Below are 17699 nucleotides of genomic sequence, written 5' to 3'. Positions count from 1 at the left end.
TAAAGAAAGATGTTAAAAGTGGTGGAAACATGTTAAAGAAAATAAAGAAAACTATTTTCGGACTTTTATTGGTTGTCTCGCCAACCAGTTTAGTAATGGCAAGTACGGTTATACAAGGTTATATTTATGTAAATAAACCTATTATTTCATCGGTAATAATCCGTGATGCTAATAACAAATTTTTAAAAACTATAACCAATAGCGAAGGGTTTTATCAACAAGATGTTTCTGAACTGACTCCACCACTAATTGTTTTTAGTAATGAAAACTCACTAGTGCGAACAGGGGATAGCGCCCAGACTTGTAACGGTAATTGTTTGGTTTCATACGTTCATAGTTTACAAAACGATCAGCAAAATACCGTTAATATTAATCCATTAACTGATTTTTTGGCTAGTGAATTAGCTAAACAAGTAAATCTTTTAGGTCCAGAAGAGTTTGTTAATAATCAATTTCCTTTTTTAATAAACGATGCTGCATTAAGCAATGCTTATAGAAAATTTCATTTATTGTTTGATAATGCATTACCTCAAGTAGGCATTATCGCTAAATCGTTTGATCCAGTTACCACAGTTAATCAAGATATCAACCAGCTACTTAATGTGATGCTCTTTAATCGAGGTTACGATTCATCTACTGGTAAAGTGAGTGGAACCGTATTGTTTGATATGCGTTTAATACCAATTAGCCAAGATTCGCCTTTTAATTATTCCCAAGCGGTTAAGCAACAAGAAAAAAATATAAATGCTAAACAACGTATTTTTATTTTAGGCGATTCGACTGCCTCTAATTATGATAAAAAAGTTTATCCAAGAATGGGATGGGGGCAAGTTTTTGATCGCTTTATTAATGATAAGGCTGATATCGTTGTCATTAATGGTGCGCAATCTGGCCGCTCAAGCCGTAGTTTCAAAACGGAAGGTTGGTTTCATTTGATGAAGCCTTTTATGAAAAAAGGCGATTATATGATCATCGCTTTTGGGCATAATGATGAAAAATGTGATGGTAGCAATCCAAAACGCGGTAAAGTGGATGTGGCTAATTTATGTACCTATCCGAATGATGATAATAATCAAAAACAATATCCATCAAAACAAGAAAATATGTCATTTCAAGCTTCATTAGAAAGTTACCTAGCTGTTGCGAAAGAGTTAGATATGACACCAATTTTAATGACTCCTGTCACCCGTTATAAAGATCACAATAATAAAATAGCTTATCAAGATCAGAATAAAAATCCTGTTAGCCATCTTCATTACACCACAAATAAATCAGGTTTTGCTTATTGGGGAGATTATTCCAATACCATCAAACATACCGCTAAAGTTAACCAAGTTGCTTTAATTGATTTGGAATCCTTGAGTATTGATTTTGCTAATCAGCATAAAGATGACTGGCAGTCTTACTGGTTAGTTGTTGATCCTAATGATCCTAAATATCCCTATTATAAAAAGCAATCTTCAGGTGTGATAGGTAATCCTGACGCAACGCATTTTCAAGAAAAAGGCGCGCTAGCGATAGCTGAAATTATAGCCATAGCAATCAGCAATCATCCTGATATAAAACAAGATATTGTTGATCTTAATAAAATTCGTCAATAAAAAATTAAGGTATCAATTAAAATGAAAAAACGACTAATAGCGCTGTTAATTCCATTAGCCATTAACTCATATAGTTTTACAAGCTATGCGTTATCACCAGCACCAATAAAAATAAAACAGGCACTTGATGTTGCGCCTGCAAATGGTTTTGCTGGTTTCAATTTAGCTACCAACAGTGGAACAACAGGTGGGTCAAAAGCTAAAAAAGAGATGATCTTTTTAGTTAACAATAAGAAAGATCTTTTAGAAGCTATTAATATAAATAAAGATCAACCTCGTATTATTCAAGTTTCAGGGGTGATTGATATTAGTGAAAACAAACCTTACAAAAACTTTGATGATCAAAAATCACGCTCGTTAATCAAAATTCCTAGTAATACTACATTGATCGGTGTTGGCGATAATGCTGGTTTTATCAATGGTTCAATAATGTTATCTAAAGTAAATAATGTCATTATTCGTAATTTAAAAATTGAAGCCCCAATTGATGTTGAACCAAAATTTGAAGAGGGTGATGGATGGAATGCTGAATGGGATGGTATCAACATTATCTCCTCAACTTATGTTTGGGTTGATCACGTCACTTTAACTGATGGTGCATTTACCGACAATATGTATCATGAAAAAGATGGCTGGAAATATGTGCAACATGATGGTTTGTTAGATATTAAGCGCGGTAGTGATTTTATTACTATCTCTTATTGTCTATTTGAAAACCATGATAAGACAATGTTAATTGGTCACAGTGATAAAAATGCTGATCAGGATGAGAATAAATTAAATATTACCCTTCATCATAATGTCTTCACTGATATCACTCAACGCGCGCCAAGGGTAAGGTTTGGTAAAATCCACATGTATAACAACCTTTTTAAAGGGACTGTAAATAAATCTAAAACAATATATCCATATCAATACTCTATTGGCTTAGGCTACAAAGGCAGCGTGCTTTCCGAAAATAATCTATTTTTGATTGATGATCTAAAAGATAATTGCAAAGTGACTAAACAATTTAAAGGTAATAATTTTTTAGATAAAAACTCTCTATTTAATCAATCTAAGTTGAAATTATCATCATGTAATTTAGATGATAACTTGAATTGGTCTGTCCCTTATCAATATAGCGTGGATGATATTAAACAATTTAGTAAAAGTTACAGCCGATTAGTTGGTAGTGGAAAACTTTAGAATTATTGAAATAAACAAAAATGTTAGGGTCTATAATGAAAAAAATATTAACTTCAATACTTTGTCTATCTACGCTTTATGTTAGCGCAGCTTCCGCACAAGAGTGGAAAGCGATAGCATTTGGCCAATCGACAGACTTAAATTTTGCCTCACTTATCAAACCAGAAAAAGTGGGGACCAATAATGCATGGATTGCCGGGCAAAAAGATTTTTTAGTTTCAAATCAACCTTATCCATTACCATCAGATTTCTACCTAGAAAGTCGAGGTGGTAAAATTGCTAACTCGCATGATGGAATGGTGGTGCTTTATACCCAATTACCCGTTAATCAAACATTTACTTTAGAAAGTGATGTTACCTTAGAACAAATAGGGCCGGAAGTTGATGGTAAAACCCCTGCTGCTCAAGAAGCGGTTGGTTTATTTGCTCGTGATACTATTGGTATTGCTCGAAGTGAACCACAACCTGCTGGTTATGAAGAATTTCCAAATGCTTCAAATGTTATTATGAATGCGTTAATTACGCAAAATCAGAAAAATGATAATTTAGTAAAAGTAACCGGCTTAGTGCGTGATGGGGTTAAAAAAGCATGGGGGAATGAAGGTATATCCATTGAGAAAGTTGCTTATGTTGAAAATGTTAATTATGTTGATGTAAAAAGTATGCATTTAACAATGACTAGAACGGCAGATCAATTTATCTTATCGATGAAAAATAATGCCACAGGTGAAGAGAAACAGTGGGCAACTAATGATTATTCTGGATTTTTAAATCAACAAGATAATCAAAATATTTATGTTGGCTTTTTTGCTTCGAGAAACGCGAAAGTTGAGTTTAAAAATTCTACCTTAACGCTCAAGGATGAAAAAGTTAATTATGATAAATTACCCGCTAAACCAGAAGTAATAGTGGATATTAAACCAACATTAATTTTGTCCTCACCGCAAAATGCCTATAGTAAAGACTATACATTACAATTTTTCCCAAATACTTCTGGTACCGTATTGGTTAAGGAAATTAATAAAACGTTGAATGCCGAAGTTGGTAAATTATTACAGTTTCCAACTCAGTTAAAAGACGGAAGTAATACCTTTACTGTTGAGTTTAAAGATAAAGCAAATATTAGTACCCAAACTTTTACCATTAATCTAAATAAATCATCGATTAAAAATTTATCTAAAATTGTCGTTTCACCAGAAGGTAAAAAGGATAATAAAGGTACTAATCAATCACCGGTTGATTTTGAGACCGCGGTTAATAGTGTTGAGCCTGGTGGGGTTATTTATTTGATGGATGGTTATTATAATGGTGTTACCCTACCTGAGCAATTAAGTGGTTTACCGGGTAAATTAAAAACGATACAAGCCATTAATAAGCATAAAGCAATTTTTATCAACACTACGTTTAATTTAAATAGCCATTATTGGTCTATTAAACACGTCATCTTTGATGGAAATATTGATAATAAAGACAATAAGCCCGCTTATTTAAGAATTTCTGGTAGTCATAATATGATTGATCAAGTGATTACTCGTAATAATAGTGATACTGGACTGGCAATATCAGCAAAAAAGAAAAATCAAAATCGTATTTACTGGCCATCTTATAACTTAATTATTAATTCTGATTCATATAATAATATGGATAAATCAGGAAAAAATGCCGATGGTTTTGCTGCTAAGTTAGGGGTGGGTAAAGGAAATGTCTTTAGAGGATGTATTGCCCATAATAATACCGATGACGGTTTTGATCTTTATAACAAGATTGAAGATGGCCCGAATGACCCGGTATTAATTGATAGTTCCGTAACATATTCAAATGGTTTTCCTTTCTCAAAACCTAATATTGCTAAGGGAAGTATTGGTAATGGCTTTAAATTAGGTGCTGAAGGGCAACCGGTAAATCATAAAATTATCAACTCAATTTCATTAAACAATAATATGGATGGATTTACTGATAACTTTAATACGGGTTCTTATATCATGAGCAATAATATATCAATTAATAGTGCGCGATATAATTATATTTTACGAGCTAACCCTTATGAGTTTTTAAAACCAGAGGTTACTTTTGAACATAATTATTCTATTCGAGATAGTTGGGATTCAGCAATAGATGATTCATTTGGGCCACAAATTAAAAGTATAGATTTTAAATCAGTGACCAGTAATAAATTATGGCAGGGCAATGTTGACTTTAAAATCACTCGAGATAAAAACGGTAATATTGTGTTACCAAAAGAATTACAAACATTAATTGAAAAAAATAAAGTTAAATAATTAAATAATAACGCGCTAAATCTTATTAGATTTAGCGCTTTTCATCTTTACAACTCATCTTTGCAATTTATGTTTTCAACTCTTATTACTCAATTTTGATTGCCAATACATTATTATGTTTGTTTAATAATATGTTGTTGAGAAATATATTGCAGTTAAAAAATTATATTTAAAGATAACTTTTATTTATTGAATAGCAATTATTAGAAGTAATGAAATGTGTTATTTCATCAATTAAGCTGAAATAACACAAGTTTTGTTGAAGGTGTAGATACTAAATTAAGCTAACAGACTTTTGATATAAGCTGTGATTTCTGGGTCTTGGCTGTTTTCAAATAAACATTTTTGGAAACGTTCACCTCGGATCGCATCTTTAAGTAATGATTGATCAATTGATTTCAATGCTTCGATTAAACTCTTTCCTGCTGCGTTTTTCATATCATTTAATATTACCGCATTAGCATTTTGCGATTCACGACGCTCAGGTGGATAGCCTAATCCTTTTTCGCCATCAAATGCTTTTTCAAAAATATAACGCGCATTAAGTTCAGCGCCCCAACCAAAGCCTTTAGCAAAAGCAAGTGATAACGCATTACCATTATTTACTTGTGCAAATAAATAAGCATCAGTAGGTTCGATACAATAACCACAGTTAACGCCCGGGAATGCGTTTAACGCCATTAAAGCGCCTTGGCCTGTTCCACAACCGGTGATAACAAAATCAACTGCTTTGCTGTTTAATAAAATAGCGCTAATAATACCTAAATGAACATAAGTTAATTTTTTATCATTGTCGCCATCCATGCCGACGTTAAAAATAGTATGTCCATATTTCTCAGTTGCGTTTTTTAATTCATTTAAAATAATTGGATTTTTAGCTGCTTGGCTAAATTCGTTCATTAGTGCTATTTTCATGATTTCCCTCTATTTTGTGTGAAATAATAACCAAACACATGATGGTTATTAGTATCTGTTACATACATTATTCATTATAAGCCCGCAAAAAAATATATCAATTTTTTTAACTAAAATAAAACGATGTTTTAATAAATTTGTTGCAATGTGATGAAAGTCACAAAATTGTCTTGGTTTTTATATTACTATATTTAATAAATTAACATCTTTTAAACATTTAATAATATTTATATGCAGGGAGTTTTATATGGCTAAGGGAAATATCGTAAAGCTATCTTATTCATCATTTACTGATGAAGATTCAAAAAATGAAATTATTCGGTTAACGCCAGAAGGTATTTTATGTCATCGTAATTATTTTTATCAAAAATGTTTTACTAATGATGGTCAAAAGCTACTTTTTGCTGGTGAATTTGATACTAATCGCAACTATTATTTACTCGATATTGAAAACCAAACAGCAAAACAACTTACTGAAGGACCCGGTGATAATACTTTTGGTGGCTTTTTATCACCAGATGATAAATTTTTGTACTACGTTAAAAATGAACGCAACTTACAACAAGTTAATCTTGAAACGTTAGAAGAAAAAAATGTTTATACTGTTCCAGATGAATGGGTTGGTTATGGAACATGGGTTGCTAATAGTGATTGTAACGAAATTGTTGGTATTGAGATTGATAAAAAAGATTGGACGCCACTTACTGATTGGACAATATTTAAAGCATTTTATGATAAAAACCCGCACTGTCGTTTAATCAAAATTGATATTGAAACCGGCGTAGCTAAAACGGTTATTGATCAAAATGTATGGTTAGGTCACCCAATCTTTAGACCTTTTGATGATAATACTATCGCTTTTTGTCATGAAGGACCTCATGATTTAGTTGATGCCAGAATTTGGTTAGTCGATCGTGATGGTAAAAATGAGCGTAAAGCGCATGATAACTTACCTGGTGAAAGTTGTACTCATGAATTTTGGGTACCAGATGGTTCAGGATTAGCTTATGTATCTTATATGAAAGGTCAACAAGAACGTTATATTCGCCTTTATAATCCAGTAACTAATGAAGATAAAGAGATCATGGAAATGCCAGCGTGCTCTCACTTAATGAGTAATTTTGATGGTACGCTCTATATTGGTGATGGGACAGGAAGCCCAGTTGACGTTATTGATACTAGTGGTTATAAAATAGAGAATGATCCATGGCTTTATATTTTAGCACCTAAGACCAAAACAGCGCATAAGCTGGTTAAGCATAATAGTACTTGGCGAGTTTTAGATGGTGATCGTCAAGTTACTCATCCTCATCCATCGTTTTCGCCTGATAATAAATACGTTTTATACTCATGTGATGCACAAGATGAACCCGCACTTTATTTAACTAGAGTGCCAGCTAACATATTAGAAGAAATGTGATAGACCCGTTTTGTCTATCATAACTAGAACGGAGAATATAATTATGTCGATTTTAAATAAATTTTCACTCAACAATAAAATAGCGCTGGTAACCGGCGCTTCTTATGGCATCGGCTTTGAAATAGCAAAATCGTTAGCTGGTGCAGGAGCGAAAATCGTATTTAATGATGTCGTGCCTGAAAATTTACAAAAAGGACTTGAAGCTTATAAAGCCGCTGGCATTGATGCTCATGGCTATTTATTTGATATTACAGATGAAGCTACTGTTGAAAAATCCATTGCCCAAATTGAAAAAGAACATGGTGTAATTGATATTTTAGTTAACAATGCGGGTATTATTCAACGTAAATCAATGTTGGAGACCAGTGCTGCAGATTATCGAAAAATTATTGATATCGACCTTACAGGTCAATTTATTATGGCAAAAGCGGTGCTTCCTTCAATGATCAAAAAAGGTAGCGGTAAAATTATTAACATTTGTTCAATGATGAGTGAGCTTGGTCGTGAAACTGTTGTTGGATACGCATCAGCTAAAGGCGGCTTAAAAATGTTAACCAAAAATATCTGTTCAGAATTTGGTCATGCCAATATTCAATGTAACGGTATTGGCCCAGGTTATATTGCAACACCGCAAACTGCCCCATTACGTGAAAAACAAGCAGATGGTTCTCGTCATCCATTTGATCAGTTCATTATTGCTAAAACACCGGCAGGACGTTGGGGTACACCTGATGATTTAGCGGGCGCAGCAGTATTTTTAGCATCGGAAGCTTCAAATTTTGTTAATGGCCATATTCTTTATGTTGATGGTGGTATCTTAGCTTATATTGGTAAACAACCTTAATAAACTAAGATTAAAAATTAAATGATTTAAGAGATAATAAAATAAAGGGATTTTTTTATTATCTTATTTTATAAATTTAGGAGTGATGTCATGTTCTGTTTTAATTCAGATATTGAATTAATTGATTTAGGGAATGGAGTTAAACGTAAAGTTTTAGCTCATGATGGTAATATGATGGCGGTTGAAGTTCATTTTGAAACTGGTGCTATTGGTACAAAGCATCATCATCCACATGAACAACTTACTTATGTTTTATCTGGTGAATTTGAATTTACTATTGGTGACGAGACTAAAATTGTTCGCGCTGGTGATACATTATATAAAAAACCTAATATTGAACATGGTTGTGTTTGTAAACAAGCTGGCGTTTTGCTTGATATGTTTACTCCGCAACGATTAGATTTTTTATAAAATAGCTAGTTCATTATTAATTATGATATACTTTCGATAGTTTTTATTTGTTCTAAGTGATCATTTAATAATAGAATAATGACTATTTTTTAGTAAGGAGATGCGCTAATCATGAATGATAGCTCACCAGAATCTGTCGCTTCGGTTTTAAAGGTTTTCGGAATTTTAGAAGCTTTATCTGAATCTAAAGACATTGCTATATCAGAATTATCCCAAAAAGTAATGATGCCCAAAAGCACTGCCTATCGTTTTTTACAAACCATGAAATCATTAGGTTATGTCAATCAAGAAGAAGATTCAGATAAATATTCTCTTAATTTAAAATTGCTTGATTTAGGCAACCGTGTGCTTTATCACCAAAATTTCTTAGCTATTGCTGATTTAGAAATGAGAAAGCTAAGAGATAAAACGAAAGAAACGATCCATTTAGCCGTTCGTGAAGGTGACCAAATTATCTATATTAATAAAGTGGCATCGGAACAGTATAGTCTTTGCTTAACCTCTAAAATCGGTAATCAAGCGACGGTACATGCAAGTGGATTAGGTAAGGTTTTATTGGCTTGGTTAGATGATGAAAGTCAAAAAAGCTTAGTAAACGGCATTAATTTTGTTCGATACACACCTAAAACCATTACCAGTAAAGAAGCTTTTTTTGCTGAACTTGATGAAGTTAAACGTTTAGGTTATGGCAAAGATGATGAAGAATCAGAACTTGGTTTGCGTTGTTTTGCGGTACCAATTTATAATCGTTTAGGTAACATTATTGCAGCCTTAAGCTTATCAACTTCTATTTTTAGATGTAGCACAGCCGAAGATGAAGCTAAACTTGTCGGAGAAATTAGTCAAGCTGCCGATAAAATATCTGAATTAATTGGTTATAATAAGCAATCAAAATCATCAGATTAAAGGTTATTATTGGTAAATAACCCCTAAGCTTACTGCTTGGTTTGCGCCGGTTACTTCTGGGATATTGGATGGAATATTATTCATTCTACAATAAGCAAGCCAAGCAAAAGCAATCGCTTCCATATCATCACTGTTCACCCCTTTAACATCAGTCGTTAAAACTTGCCATTTGGGTAATAATACTGATAAGCGTTCCATAATGAGTGGGTTTTTTGCGCCACCTCCACAGACTAACAATTGACATGGTAAATGCATTTTTATTGATAATTTATTAATCTCATGGGCAATTGTGGTAGCAGTAAATTCAACCAATGTTGCTTGAATATCTTCGGCACTTAAAGCAAAGTCAGTTAATTTTTGAGTTAACCAAGTTAAATTAAATAGTTCCCTACCGGTGCTTTTGGGCGCTGGTAGCTGGAAATAATCTTCATTACATAATAACGTACTTAATAAGGTTTGATTTACTTTTCCTGATTTGGCCCATAAACCATCTTTATCGTAATTTTTTGCTAGATTTTTATTTATCCAACTATCAAGTAAAACATTACCAGGCCCTGTGTCATAACCAATTACCGGTTGATCAGGAATTAAAACTGAAATATTACTGATTCCGCCAATATTTAAAACAACACAGTTAATTGCTGGATTTAAGAATATTGCTTTATGAAAAGCGGGTACTAATGGTGCACCTTGACCTCCATAAGCCATATCTTTACGACGAAAGTCGGCAATGGTTGTAATGCCTGTTTGAGCTGCAATAATATTGGCATCGCCAATTTGCATAGTAAAAGGATTATCACCATTGGGTGAATGATAAATGGTTTGCCCATGGCAACCAATAGCGTTAATTTGTTTTTTATCAATATGATTTTGCTTTATAAACTGATTGATGCTTTTTGCATAAAGCATACCAAGTTGATGATCAAGCTCACCCAAATCTTGTAATGTAGTTTGTTTACTATTACAAAGCATTAATAATTGGGTTTTAATTTCGGTTGGCATTGGATAACAATCACTAGCAATTGAAGTAATGATTCCATCAGTGATATCAACTAATGCAATATCAACACCATCCATACTGGTACCTGACATTACGCCTATATATAAATTTTGCATAATATTATCCTTGCCGAATGATTGTACCAGTTTGGACATCGCGAATGATTGATGGTTGTAAGCGCTTTCCAGTTTTACCATCTAAAATTGGAAAACTCTTACCAAATTGGTTAGCTACTTCAATTGCTGTTTTACAAGATGGATGACCAGAAAGGTTTGCACTGGTCGAAACTAATGGTTTACCAAATAAGTCACAAAGTTGACATACTAAGGGATGATCGGTAACTCGAACGGCAATCGAATGATGTTTTCCGCTCAAAAAATATGGAGTGTTAACATTTTTGGGAAAAACCCATGTGTTGGGTCCTGGCCAACTGTTAAAAGCCATTTGTATTTGTTCTTTCGTAACTACCGATCGATCAATATAAGGGATTAATTGTTGATAATGACTGGCAATTAAAATTAAGCCTTTATCAACTGAACGTTGTTTTAGATTTAATAGTTTATACACAGCTGATTCATTGTCAGGATCACAACCTATACCAAAAACGGCTTCAGTTGGATAAGCAACGACTTCACCTTTTTTTAATAATTGATTGATTTCTAATTGAGTTAATAAGTTTGCCATCAAATTTGTCTGTTCACCAACTATTGTTAAAAATTATATTAAACTGAGGTCGGCCTATTTGCAAATTGACGATGATGAAAATGGTAATAGGTATTGGTTTGAGATAATCCGCCAAATTACTCCCAATTCATTTGAGGAAAATAGTTAACGGTTAAATCAACAACCTGTCGCATATTAATAATCTTGACTCGTGAATCGATTAGTTCGCCTAAACCACGAGCGTTAATATCATTATCAAGCACATAACAATTTTGCGAATTTTGCAAAATCGCATTTAATATAGGGTTATTTTGGCAGGCTATAATTACGCCATTTTGCCAAAATAGCACTGCGTCTTGTGCTGAAATAAGCTTTGGATCGATTGTTGATTGATTAGCTGTTGCGATGGTATGTAACATTTTTCCCTTTTTACCCTTAAATTAACCCTCAAAAACACCGTTCCTCAACTTTTTTTGACAAAAATTCAAGTTAATCTTAGTTGGTACATCTTTAATGGTTATTAGTATATAATAAGGACTATTTATTGAGCAAAGAATTCATTATGAAACCAATTATTTTAGCCAATGAACAAGAGACAATTTTGTTTGGTAAACAATTGGCAACACAGTGTTTAAATTATTTGTCAAATCATGATAATGCAATAGTCATTTATTTGATAGGTGATCTTGGTGCGGGTAAAACCACGTTTAGTCGTGGTTTTTTGCAACAATTAGGCCATGTTGGCAATGTTAAAAGTCCAACTTATACTTTAGTTGAACCTTATCAATTTGATACATTTTTCGTTTATCATTTTGATTTATATCGCCTTGGTGATCCAGAAGAGTTAGAATTTATGGGAATTCGTGAATATTTTTCTTCGAAATCAATTTGTTTGATTGAGTGGCCTATGCAGGCTAAAGGTATTTTGCCCACTGCCGATATTGAAATTCATTTGGCTTATTTAGCGCTTGAACGTACTGTTTGTGTGCAAGTAAATAGTGAAAAAGGGCAAGCTATTATTAACCAATTACAATAAAAAATTAGCAGAAAAACTATGAAGAAAATACTTACTTTTTTTATATTATTAATGCTATGTAACTCAGTTTATGCATCGAAAGTTGTCATTGCCGTTGATGCCGGCCATGGCGGTAAGGATTCGGGTGCAGTTGGTAAAACTAAGTTATATGAAAAGAATGTCACTATTTCAATAGCGAAAAAGTTAACTAATTTATTAAATAAAGATCCTAATTTTAAGGGAGTATTAACTCGTAGTACGGACAATTTTATTTCTGTTCATCAGCGCTCAGATATTGCTCGTAAAAATAAAGCAAACTTACTAATTTCTATCCATGCTGATGCCGCACCTAATCGTAGTGCGTCTGGCGCATCAGTTTGGGTATTATCAACTAAGCGAGCCGATACAGAATTGGGTCGCTGGTTGGAACAAGATGAAAAGCAATCGCAATTATTAGGTGGTGCGGGTGATGCATTAAGTGATGATCATGATCAGAATTTGAGTCAGGCGGTTTTAGATTTACAATTTTCTTATTCTCAGCGAGTTGGTTATGAATTAGCAACTCAGGTATTAAAAGAGATGAAAGGAGTTATTAAATTGCATAAGAATAGACCTGAACATGCAAGTTTGGGTGTATTGCGCTCACCTGATATTCCTTCGATATTAATCGAAGTTGGATTTATTACTAATGAAACTGAAGAAAGTTTGTTAGCAAGTAATGCCCATCAAGATAAAATTGCTAAATTGATTTATCAAGGTATAAAAAATTATGTCAGACAGAATCCTAAATTTGGGGAGCATCATTAATGGCAATTCATATTCTATCACCTCAATTAGCTAACCAAATCGCTGCTGGTGAAGTGGTAGAACGGCCGGTTTCGGTGATCAAAGAGTTAGTTGAAAACAGTCTTGATGCTGGTAGTTCTCAAATTGATATTGATGTTGAACAAGGTGGTAGTAAATTAATCCGTATTCGCGATAATGGTAGTGGTATTGCTAAAGCTGAATTAGCATTAGCTTTAGCTCGCCATGCAACGAGCAAAATTAATACATTAGATGATTTAGATAGCATAATGAGCTTAGGCTTTCGTGGTGAAGCGCTAGCAAGTATTAGCTCTGTTGCTCGGTTAACGCTAACTTCTCGCACTGCCGATCAATCTGAAGCATGGCAAGTTTATGCTGAAGGTCGAGATATGAAACCAACGATTAAGCCAGCCGCGCACCCGGTTGGAACGACTGTTGAAGTTCTTGATCTATTTTATAACACACCAGCTAGACGTCGCTTCCTCAAGACCGATAAAACAGAGTTTATGCATATCGAGGAATTTGTTCGACGTATTGCCCTTGCTCGCCCTGACGTCACTTTTAATTTGCAGCATAATGGCAAACTCGTCAAACAGTATCGTCAATCCCCACTTGAAAAACGGGTTGAATTAGTTTGTGGTCGTGCATTTGTTCAAAAAGCAATAAAATTAGATTGGCAGCATAATGATTTGCTAATCCAAGGGTGGGTTAGTAGTAGTGAAGTGAGTGAACTACAATATTTTTATGTTAATGGTCGAGTAATAAAAGATAAATTAATCAATCATGCTTTGCGTCAAGCTTATAGTAGCCGAACCAATGAACAACAGAGTTATGTGGTTTTTTTACAGATTGACCCTAAACAAGTCGATGTAAATGTTCATCCTGCTAAGCATGAAGTGCGTTTTCATGAAGCAAGATTAGTTCATGACTTTGTATATCAAGCCATTGTAATGGCTCTTGAATCTAGCCAACAACTTGCGGATGAAGAAAAAACGGTAATGATTCCTAATCGACAAGCTGCTGGTGAGAATATTTTTAATCAAAAAAAACACGCTGAGCATAAAATTTATTCACCAACTAGCGAATTACCTAAAAAACCAACTAACCATGTTAAAGAAAATGCACTTTATGGCAAGTTGGTTGATACAAAGCTAAAAGATTCAATCGAAAAAACGCTTTTAAAATCACTTGAATTAGCTGATGAGGATAGTTCAATAACCGCGCCACAACAGGCGGTTATTGAGGGGTTGTTTCCTAAACGAAATGTACCATTACAAACACTGCATCAGCAAGTTGATAGTTCGTCATTAATACAATTTGGTCGAGTATTAACGGTCATTCAACCTGATATAGCTTTACTTGAGAAGACTGAAAATAATCAACAACACTTTGTTTTGATGAAGTTGTCGGTTGCTCAACAAAAAGTGAATGCCATTAAATTATTATCTCATGAGTCTGAAAAATTACTTATTCCTTTAACAATTTTAGTTAACAAGAAAGAACAAAAAGCATTAAATGATTATCAAGAGCAATTGAAGTTTTTAGGTTTTGATTTTTATATTGATAAAGCCAAACTACATTTGCATAATGTACCGAAAATGTTACGAACCACAAATTGGCAAAAATTATTACCCATGTTAATTGTGTTGCTTTTATCATCAGGCAAAGATGTACTTGACCCGACGCAAATCGCAACCTGGTTAGTTGAAAATGGTGACGATAATTATGCTGAAAATTGGAGTATAGCCAAAACTATTGAGTTATTAGCGCAATTGGAGCAGATAGATAATAATTTATTACAGCAAGATATTTTTTTATATCCGATTGATCTTAAATCGTTTTCACAATCAATTTTATCATGAATAAACCAAAAGTTATTTCGTTAATGGGGCCAACGGCATCGGGTAAAACCGCTTTTGCGATGGCCCTTTATGACAAATATCCAATTGATATTATCAGTGTTGATTCAGCACTTATTTATCGAGGTATGGATATTGGCAGTGCTAAGCCAACGAAAGAAGAACAACTGAAATACCCACATAAACTCATTGATATTTGTGATCCAGCAGAGAGTTATTCTGCGGCTAATTTTCGGCATGATGCCATTGTAGAAATTGAAAAATCGTTAATTAATGATCGAATACCATTATTAGTTGGTGGAACAATGTTATATTTTAAAGCGTTAATTGAGGGGCTTTCGCCGTTACCGGCTGCCAATAGTGATATTCGCCAACAAATCGAGGAAAAAGCCAATAGATTAGGTTGGCAAGCGATTCATGAAGAGTTAAAAAAGGTTGATCCTGTGTCAGCTGAGCGAATCCACCCTAATGATCCACAACGTCTTAATCGAGCATTAGAGGTTTATCTTATTTCTGGCAAAAGTTTAACCGAATTAACTCAACAAAGTGGTGAAGTACTACCTTATGATATAATACAATTAGCCATTATGCCGGAAGATAGAGCCGAATTGCACCAACGTATTGAGCGACGCTTTTTACAAATGTTAGATCAAGGTTTTGAAGATGAAGTGAAGAAGCTTATGCAGCGAGCCGATCTTCATTTGAATCTACCTTCCATTCGTTGTGTTGGGTATCGTCAAATGTGGGAGTATTTAAATGGCGATACCAGTTATGATGAAATGGTTTTCAAAGGAATTTGTGCAACTCGCCAATTAGCAAAACGGCAAATTACTTGGCTTAGAGGTTGGAAACAATCGATAACTTGGATAAATAATGATAATATGGAATCAGTTTTTGATCAGATTTTATAAGTTATAAATTGTAGTAATAGCTTTTGATATTTTTTCTATTGGTTATAATAATAGACTAAAGTTTTTCATTCCTAAAATAACTTTCAGCTTATTTTAATGCTTAAGGTTGCTTGTTTGTATAAATTTCGTTAAATTATTAAATTTTTAGTTATTTGTGCATAAATTGCCGTTGATTAGTTTAAGAGCTGGGTTTTTTATGTTATTTTGATAAGCACTACATAAGTATTTTATGTTGCAATCAGCTAAATTATTATGATGATTGCAAATTTATTTTATCTTTATATTTTTATTTCATCTTAAAGGATAAACTCATGTCAAAAGGGCAGTCATTACAAGATCCTTATTTAAATTTGCTTCGTCGCGAGCATATTCCAGTATCAATCTATTTAGTTAATGGTATTAAATTACAAGGGCAAATTGAGTCATTTGATCAGTTTGTTATTTTATTAAAAAATACTGTTAGCCAAATGGTGTATAAGCATGCAATCTCAACAGTGGTACCTTCAAGACCAATTTCTGGATTGGTATCTCAATCTGAAGAGGAAAGCGAAAGCTAATTATTTGAGTGGAGAATGTGATTGTTTGAGCGATATAAAGGTGGCGAGGCTGCCTTATTAGTCCATGTATTCTTCCCTCAAGAAAACGATATCGAGGATTTAAAAGAGTTTGAAGTACTTGTTTCTTCTGCTCAAATTGAAATTCTCGATGTTGTGACAACCTCAAGAAAGTCTCCGCAAGCTAAATATTTTATTGGTGAAGGAAAAGCGTTAGAAATTGCCGATAAAGTAAAAGAACTGAATGCTTCAGTTATTCTAGTCAATCATACCTTAACCCCAACTCAAGAACGAAATTTAGAACAACTATGTGAATGTCGTGTAGTGGATAGAACAGGATTGATTCTGGATATTTTTGCTCAACGTGCTCGAACCCATGAAGGTAAGTTGCAAGTTGAATTAGCGCAATTACAATATCTGTCAACACGTTTAGTTCGAGGTTGGACTCACTTAGAACGTCAAAAAGGTGGTATAGGCTTACGAGGTCCTGGGGAAACTCAGCTAGAAACCGATAGACGATTAATTCGTCATCGTATTCAGTTAATCTTATCAAGACTTACGAAAGTTGAAAAACAACGCAACCAAAATCGTCAATCTAGACAAAAGGCAGATTTATCAACAGTATCGCTAGTTGGCTATACCAATGCGGGTAAATCGACACTATTTAATGCGCTAACTAATGCTGAAGTTTATGCTGCAGATCAATTGTTCGCAACTCTTGATCCGACTTTAAGACGAATTAATGTTGAAGATGTTGGGGAAGTTGTTTTAGCAGATACCGTCGGATTTATTCGTCATTTACCTCATGATCTTATTGCTGCTTTTAAAGCCACTTTACTTGAAACACAAGAAGCATCGTTGCTATTACATGTCGTTGATGCTTCTGATCCTAATTTATTAGATAATATTCAAGCTGTTGATGAAGTTTTACTGGAAATTGATGCACATAATATTCCTACTTTGTTAGTAATGAATAAAATTGATTTAATAGAAGGTAAGCAGCCAAGTATTGATCGGGATGAGAATGGAGTACCAATTCGGGTTTGGATTTCAGCTCAAGATAGTTTAGGATTAAACCTCTTATTTACCGCATTAAAAGAGAGACTTGCAGGGCAAATTCAAGTTTGTCAATTAAACTTACCTCCCTATTTAGCTAAGCTGAGAGGCAGGTTATATAACTTAAATGCGGTGGAAAATGAAGTTATTGAAGAAGACGGAAGTTTTCGTCTAAATATAAGAATACCTCTAATTGAATGGAATCGCCTCTGTAAACAAGAGCCAGATCTGTTATACTTAATCAATACGCGAATAACAACTAATTGTTAAATG

Annotated in this window: 16 protein-coding genes and 1 pseudogene; 13 read left to right on the top strand and 4 right to left on the bottom strand. The window is 33.7% G+C overall.

The annotated features are described in order from the left end of the window. The first annotated feature begins 29 nt into the window (after positions 1–29). From AC5LXI_RS01385 to AC5LXI_RS01375, 3 genes are read left to right on the top strand one after another with little or no spacing between them, the layout of a single operon-like run. Positions 30–1601 (top strand): SGNH/GDSL hydrolase family protein, encoded by a 1572-nt coding sequence (locus tag AC5LXI_RS01385; protein WP_493443200.1) that lies wholly within the window; start codon positions 30–32, stop codon positions 1599–1601. A 21-nt stretch (positions 1602–1622) separates the two neighbouring features. Further along, entirely contained in the window at positions 1623–2789 is a 1167-nt protein-coding gene (locus AC5LXI_RS01380; RefSeq protein ID WP_493443199.1) for a pectate lyase family protein, read from the top strand. A gap of 35 nt (positions 2790–2824) precedes the next feature. Further along, positions 2825–5068, top strand: a complete 2244-nt coding sequence (locus AC5LXI_RS01375) for a right-handed parallel beta-helix repeat-containing protein (protein ID WP_493443198.1) — start codon at positions 2825–2827, stop codon at positions 5066–5068. Between the two features lie 279 nt (positions 5069–5347). Here AC5LXI_RS01375 and AC5LXI_RS01370 read toward each other — a convergent pair whose 3' ends face one another. Then, on the bottom strand, positions 5348–5983 hold the full coding sequence (locus AC5LXI_RS01370; protein ID WP_493443197.1) for an RpiB/LacA/LacB family sugar-phosphate isomerase: 636 nt from the start codon (positions 5981–5983) through the stop codon (positions 5348–5350). Positions 5984–6230: 247 nt separating this feature from the next. Between AC5LXI_RS01370 and AC5LXI_RS01365 the strand changes: the two genes are divergently transcribed. The 4 genes from AC5LXI_RS01365 to kdgR all read left to right on the top strand — a co-directional run bounded on the left by AC5LXI_RS01365 (position 6231) and on the right by kdgR (position 9564). Further along, a complete protein-coding gene (locus AC5LXI_RS01365; RefSeq protein WP_493443196.1) occupies positions 6231–7403 on the top strand; it encodes an oligogalacturonate lyase family protein in 1173 nt (390 codons plus the stop codon). A gap of 49 nt (positions 7404–7452) precedes the next feature. After that, positions 7453–8247, top strand: coding sequence for a gluconate 5-dehydrogenase (locus AC5LXI_RS01360; RefSeq protein ID WP_110432229.1), 795 nt, complete (start codon positions 7453–7455; stop codon positions 8245–8247). A gap of 90 nt (positions 8248–8337) precedes the next feature. Beyond that, on the top strand, positions 8338–8658 hold the full coding sequence (locus AC5LXI_RS01355; protein ID WP_493443195.1) for a cupin domain-containing protein: 321 nt from the start codon (positions 8338–8340) through the stop codon (positions 8656–8658). A gap of 111 nt (positions 8659–8769) precedes the next feature. Then, positions 8770–9564 (top strand): DNA-binding transcriptional regulator KdgR, encoded by a 795-nt coding sequence (gene kdgR, locus AC5LXI_RS01350; RefSeq protein WP_493443194.1) that lies wholly within the window; start codon positions 8770–8772, stop codon positions 9562–9564. Positions 9565–9570: 6 nt separating this feature from the next. Here the strand turns inward: kdgR and AC5LXI_RS01345 are convergent, their stop codons facing one another. The 3 genes from AC5LXI_RS01345 to tusB form a co-directional block, all read right to left on the bottom strand. Beyond that, complete coding sequence (locus AC5LXI_RS01345; protein WP_493443193.1) at positions 9571–10680, bottom strand: anhydro-N-acetylmuramic acid kinase; 1110 nt, start codon at positions 10678–10680, stop codon at positions 9571–9573. A 4-nt stretch (positions 10681–10684) separates the two neighbouring features. Continuing rightward, entirely contained in the window at positions 10685–11248 is a 564-nt protein-coding gene (gene tsaC / locus AC5LXI_RS01340) for an L-threonylcarbamoyladenylate synthase type 1 TsaC (RefSeq protein ID WP_493443192.1), read from the bottom strand. A gap of 116 nt (positions 11249–11364) precedes the next feature. Beyond that, positions 11365–11646 carry a sulfurtransferase complex subunit TusB gene (gene tusB, locus AC5LXI_RS01335; RefSeq protein ID WP_493443191.1) on the bottom strand — a complete coding sequence of 94 codons (282 nt, stop codon included), beginning with the start codon at positions 11644–11646 and terminating at the stop codon, positions 11365–11367. Positions 11647–11789: 143 nt separating this feature from the next. On the opposite strand from tusB, the gene tsaE reads away from it, so the two are divergent. The 6 genes and pseudogenes from tsaE to hflX all read left to right on the top strand — a co-directional run bounded on the left by tsaE (position 11790) and on the right by hflX (position 17696). Then, positions 11790–12263 carry a tRNA (adenosine(37)-N6)-threonylcarbamoyltransferase complex ATPase subunit type 1 TsaE gene (gene tsaE, locus AC5LXI_RS01330; RefSeq protein ID WP_493443190.1) on the top strand — a complete coding sequence of 158 codons (474 nt, stop codon included), beginning with the start codon at positions 11790–11792 and terminating at the stop codon, positions 12261–12263. A 72-nt stretch (positions 12264–12335) separates the two neighbouring features. Then, positions 12336–13028: pseudogene (locus AC5LXI_RS01325) on the top strand (N-acetylmuramoyl-L-alanine amidase); the annotation flags it as partial. 20 nt (positions 13029–13048) lie between these two features. Next, on the top strand, positions 13049–14908 hold the full coding sequence (mutL, locus tag AC5LXI_RS01320) for a DNA mismatch repair endonuclease MutL (protein WP_493443189.1): 1860 nt from the start codon (positions 13049–13051) through the stop codon (positions 14906–14908). Continuing rightward, positions 14905–15816: a tRNA (adenosine(37)-N6)-dimethylallyltransferase MiaA gene (gene miaA / locus AC5LXI_RS01315; RefSeq protein ID WP_493443188.1), complete on the top strand. Its 912-nt coding sequence runs from the start codon at positions 14905–14907 to the stop codon at positions 15814–15816. The genes mutL and miaA overlap by 4 nt, the downstream gene beginning before the upstream one ends. 311 nt (positions 15817–16127) lie before the next feature. Continuing rightward, positions 16128–16373 (top strand): RNA chaperone Hfq, encoded by a 246-nt coding sequence (gene hfq / locus AC5LXI_RS01310; protein WP_065590789.1) that lies wholly within the window; start codon positions 16128–16130, stop codon positions 16371–16373. Between the two features lie 21 nt (positions 16374–16394). Further along, positions 16395–17696 carry a ribosome rescue GTPase HflX gene (hflX, locus tag AC5LXI_RS01305; protein ID WP_493443187.1) on the top strand — a complete coding sequence of 434 codons (1302 nt, stop codon included), beginning with the start codon at positions 16395–16397 and terminating at the stop codon, positions 17694–17696. Positions 17697–17699 lie beyond the last annotated feature (3 nt).

This window comes from Gilliamella sp. LMG 34361 (assembly GCF_984569075.1).
Note: the sequence above shows the minus strand (reverse complement) of the source record. Positions and strands in the feature narration are given on the sequence as shown.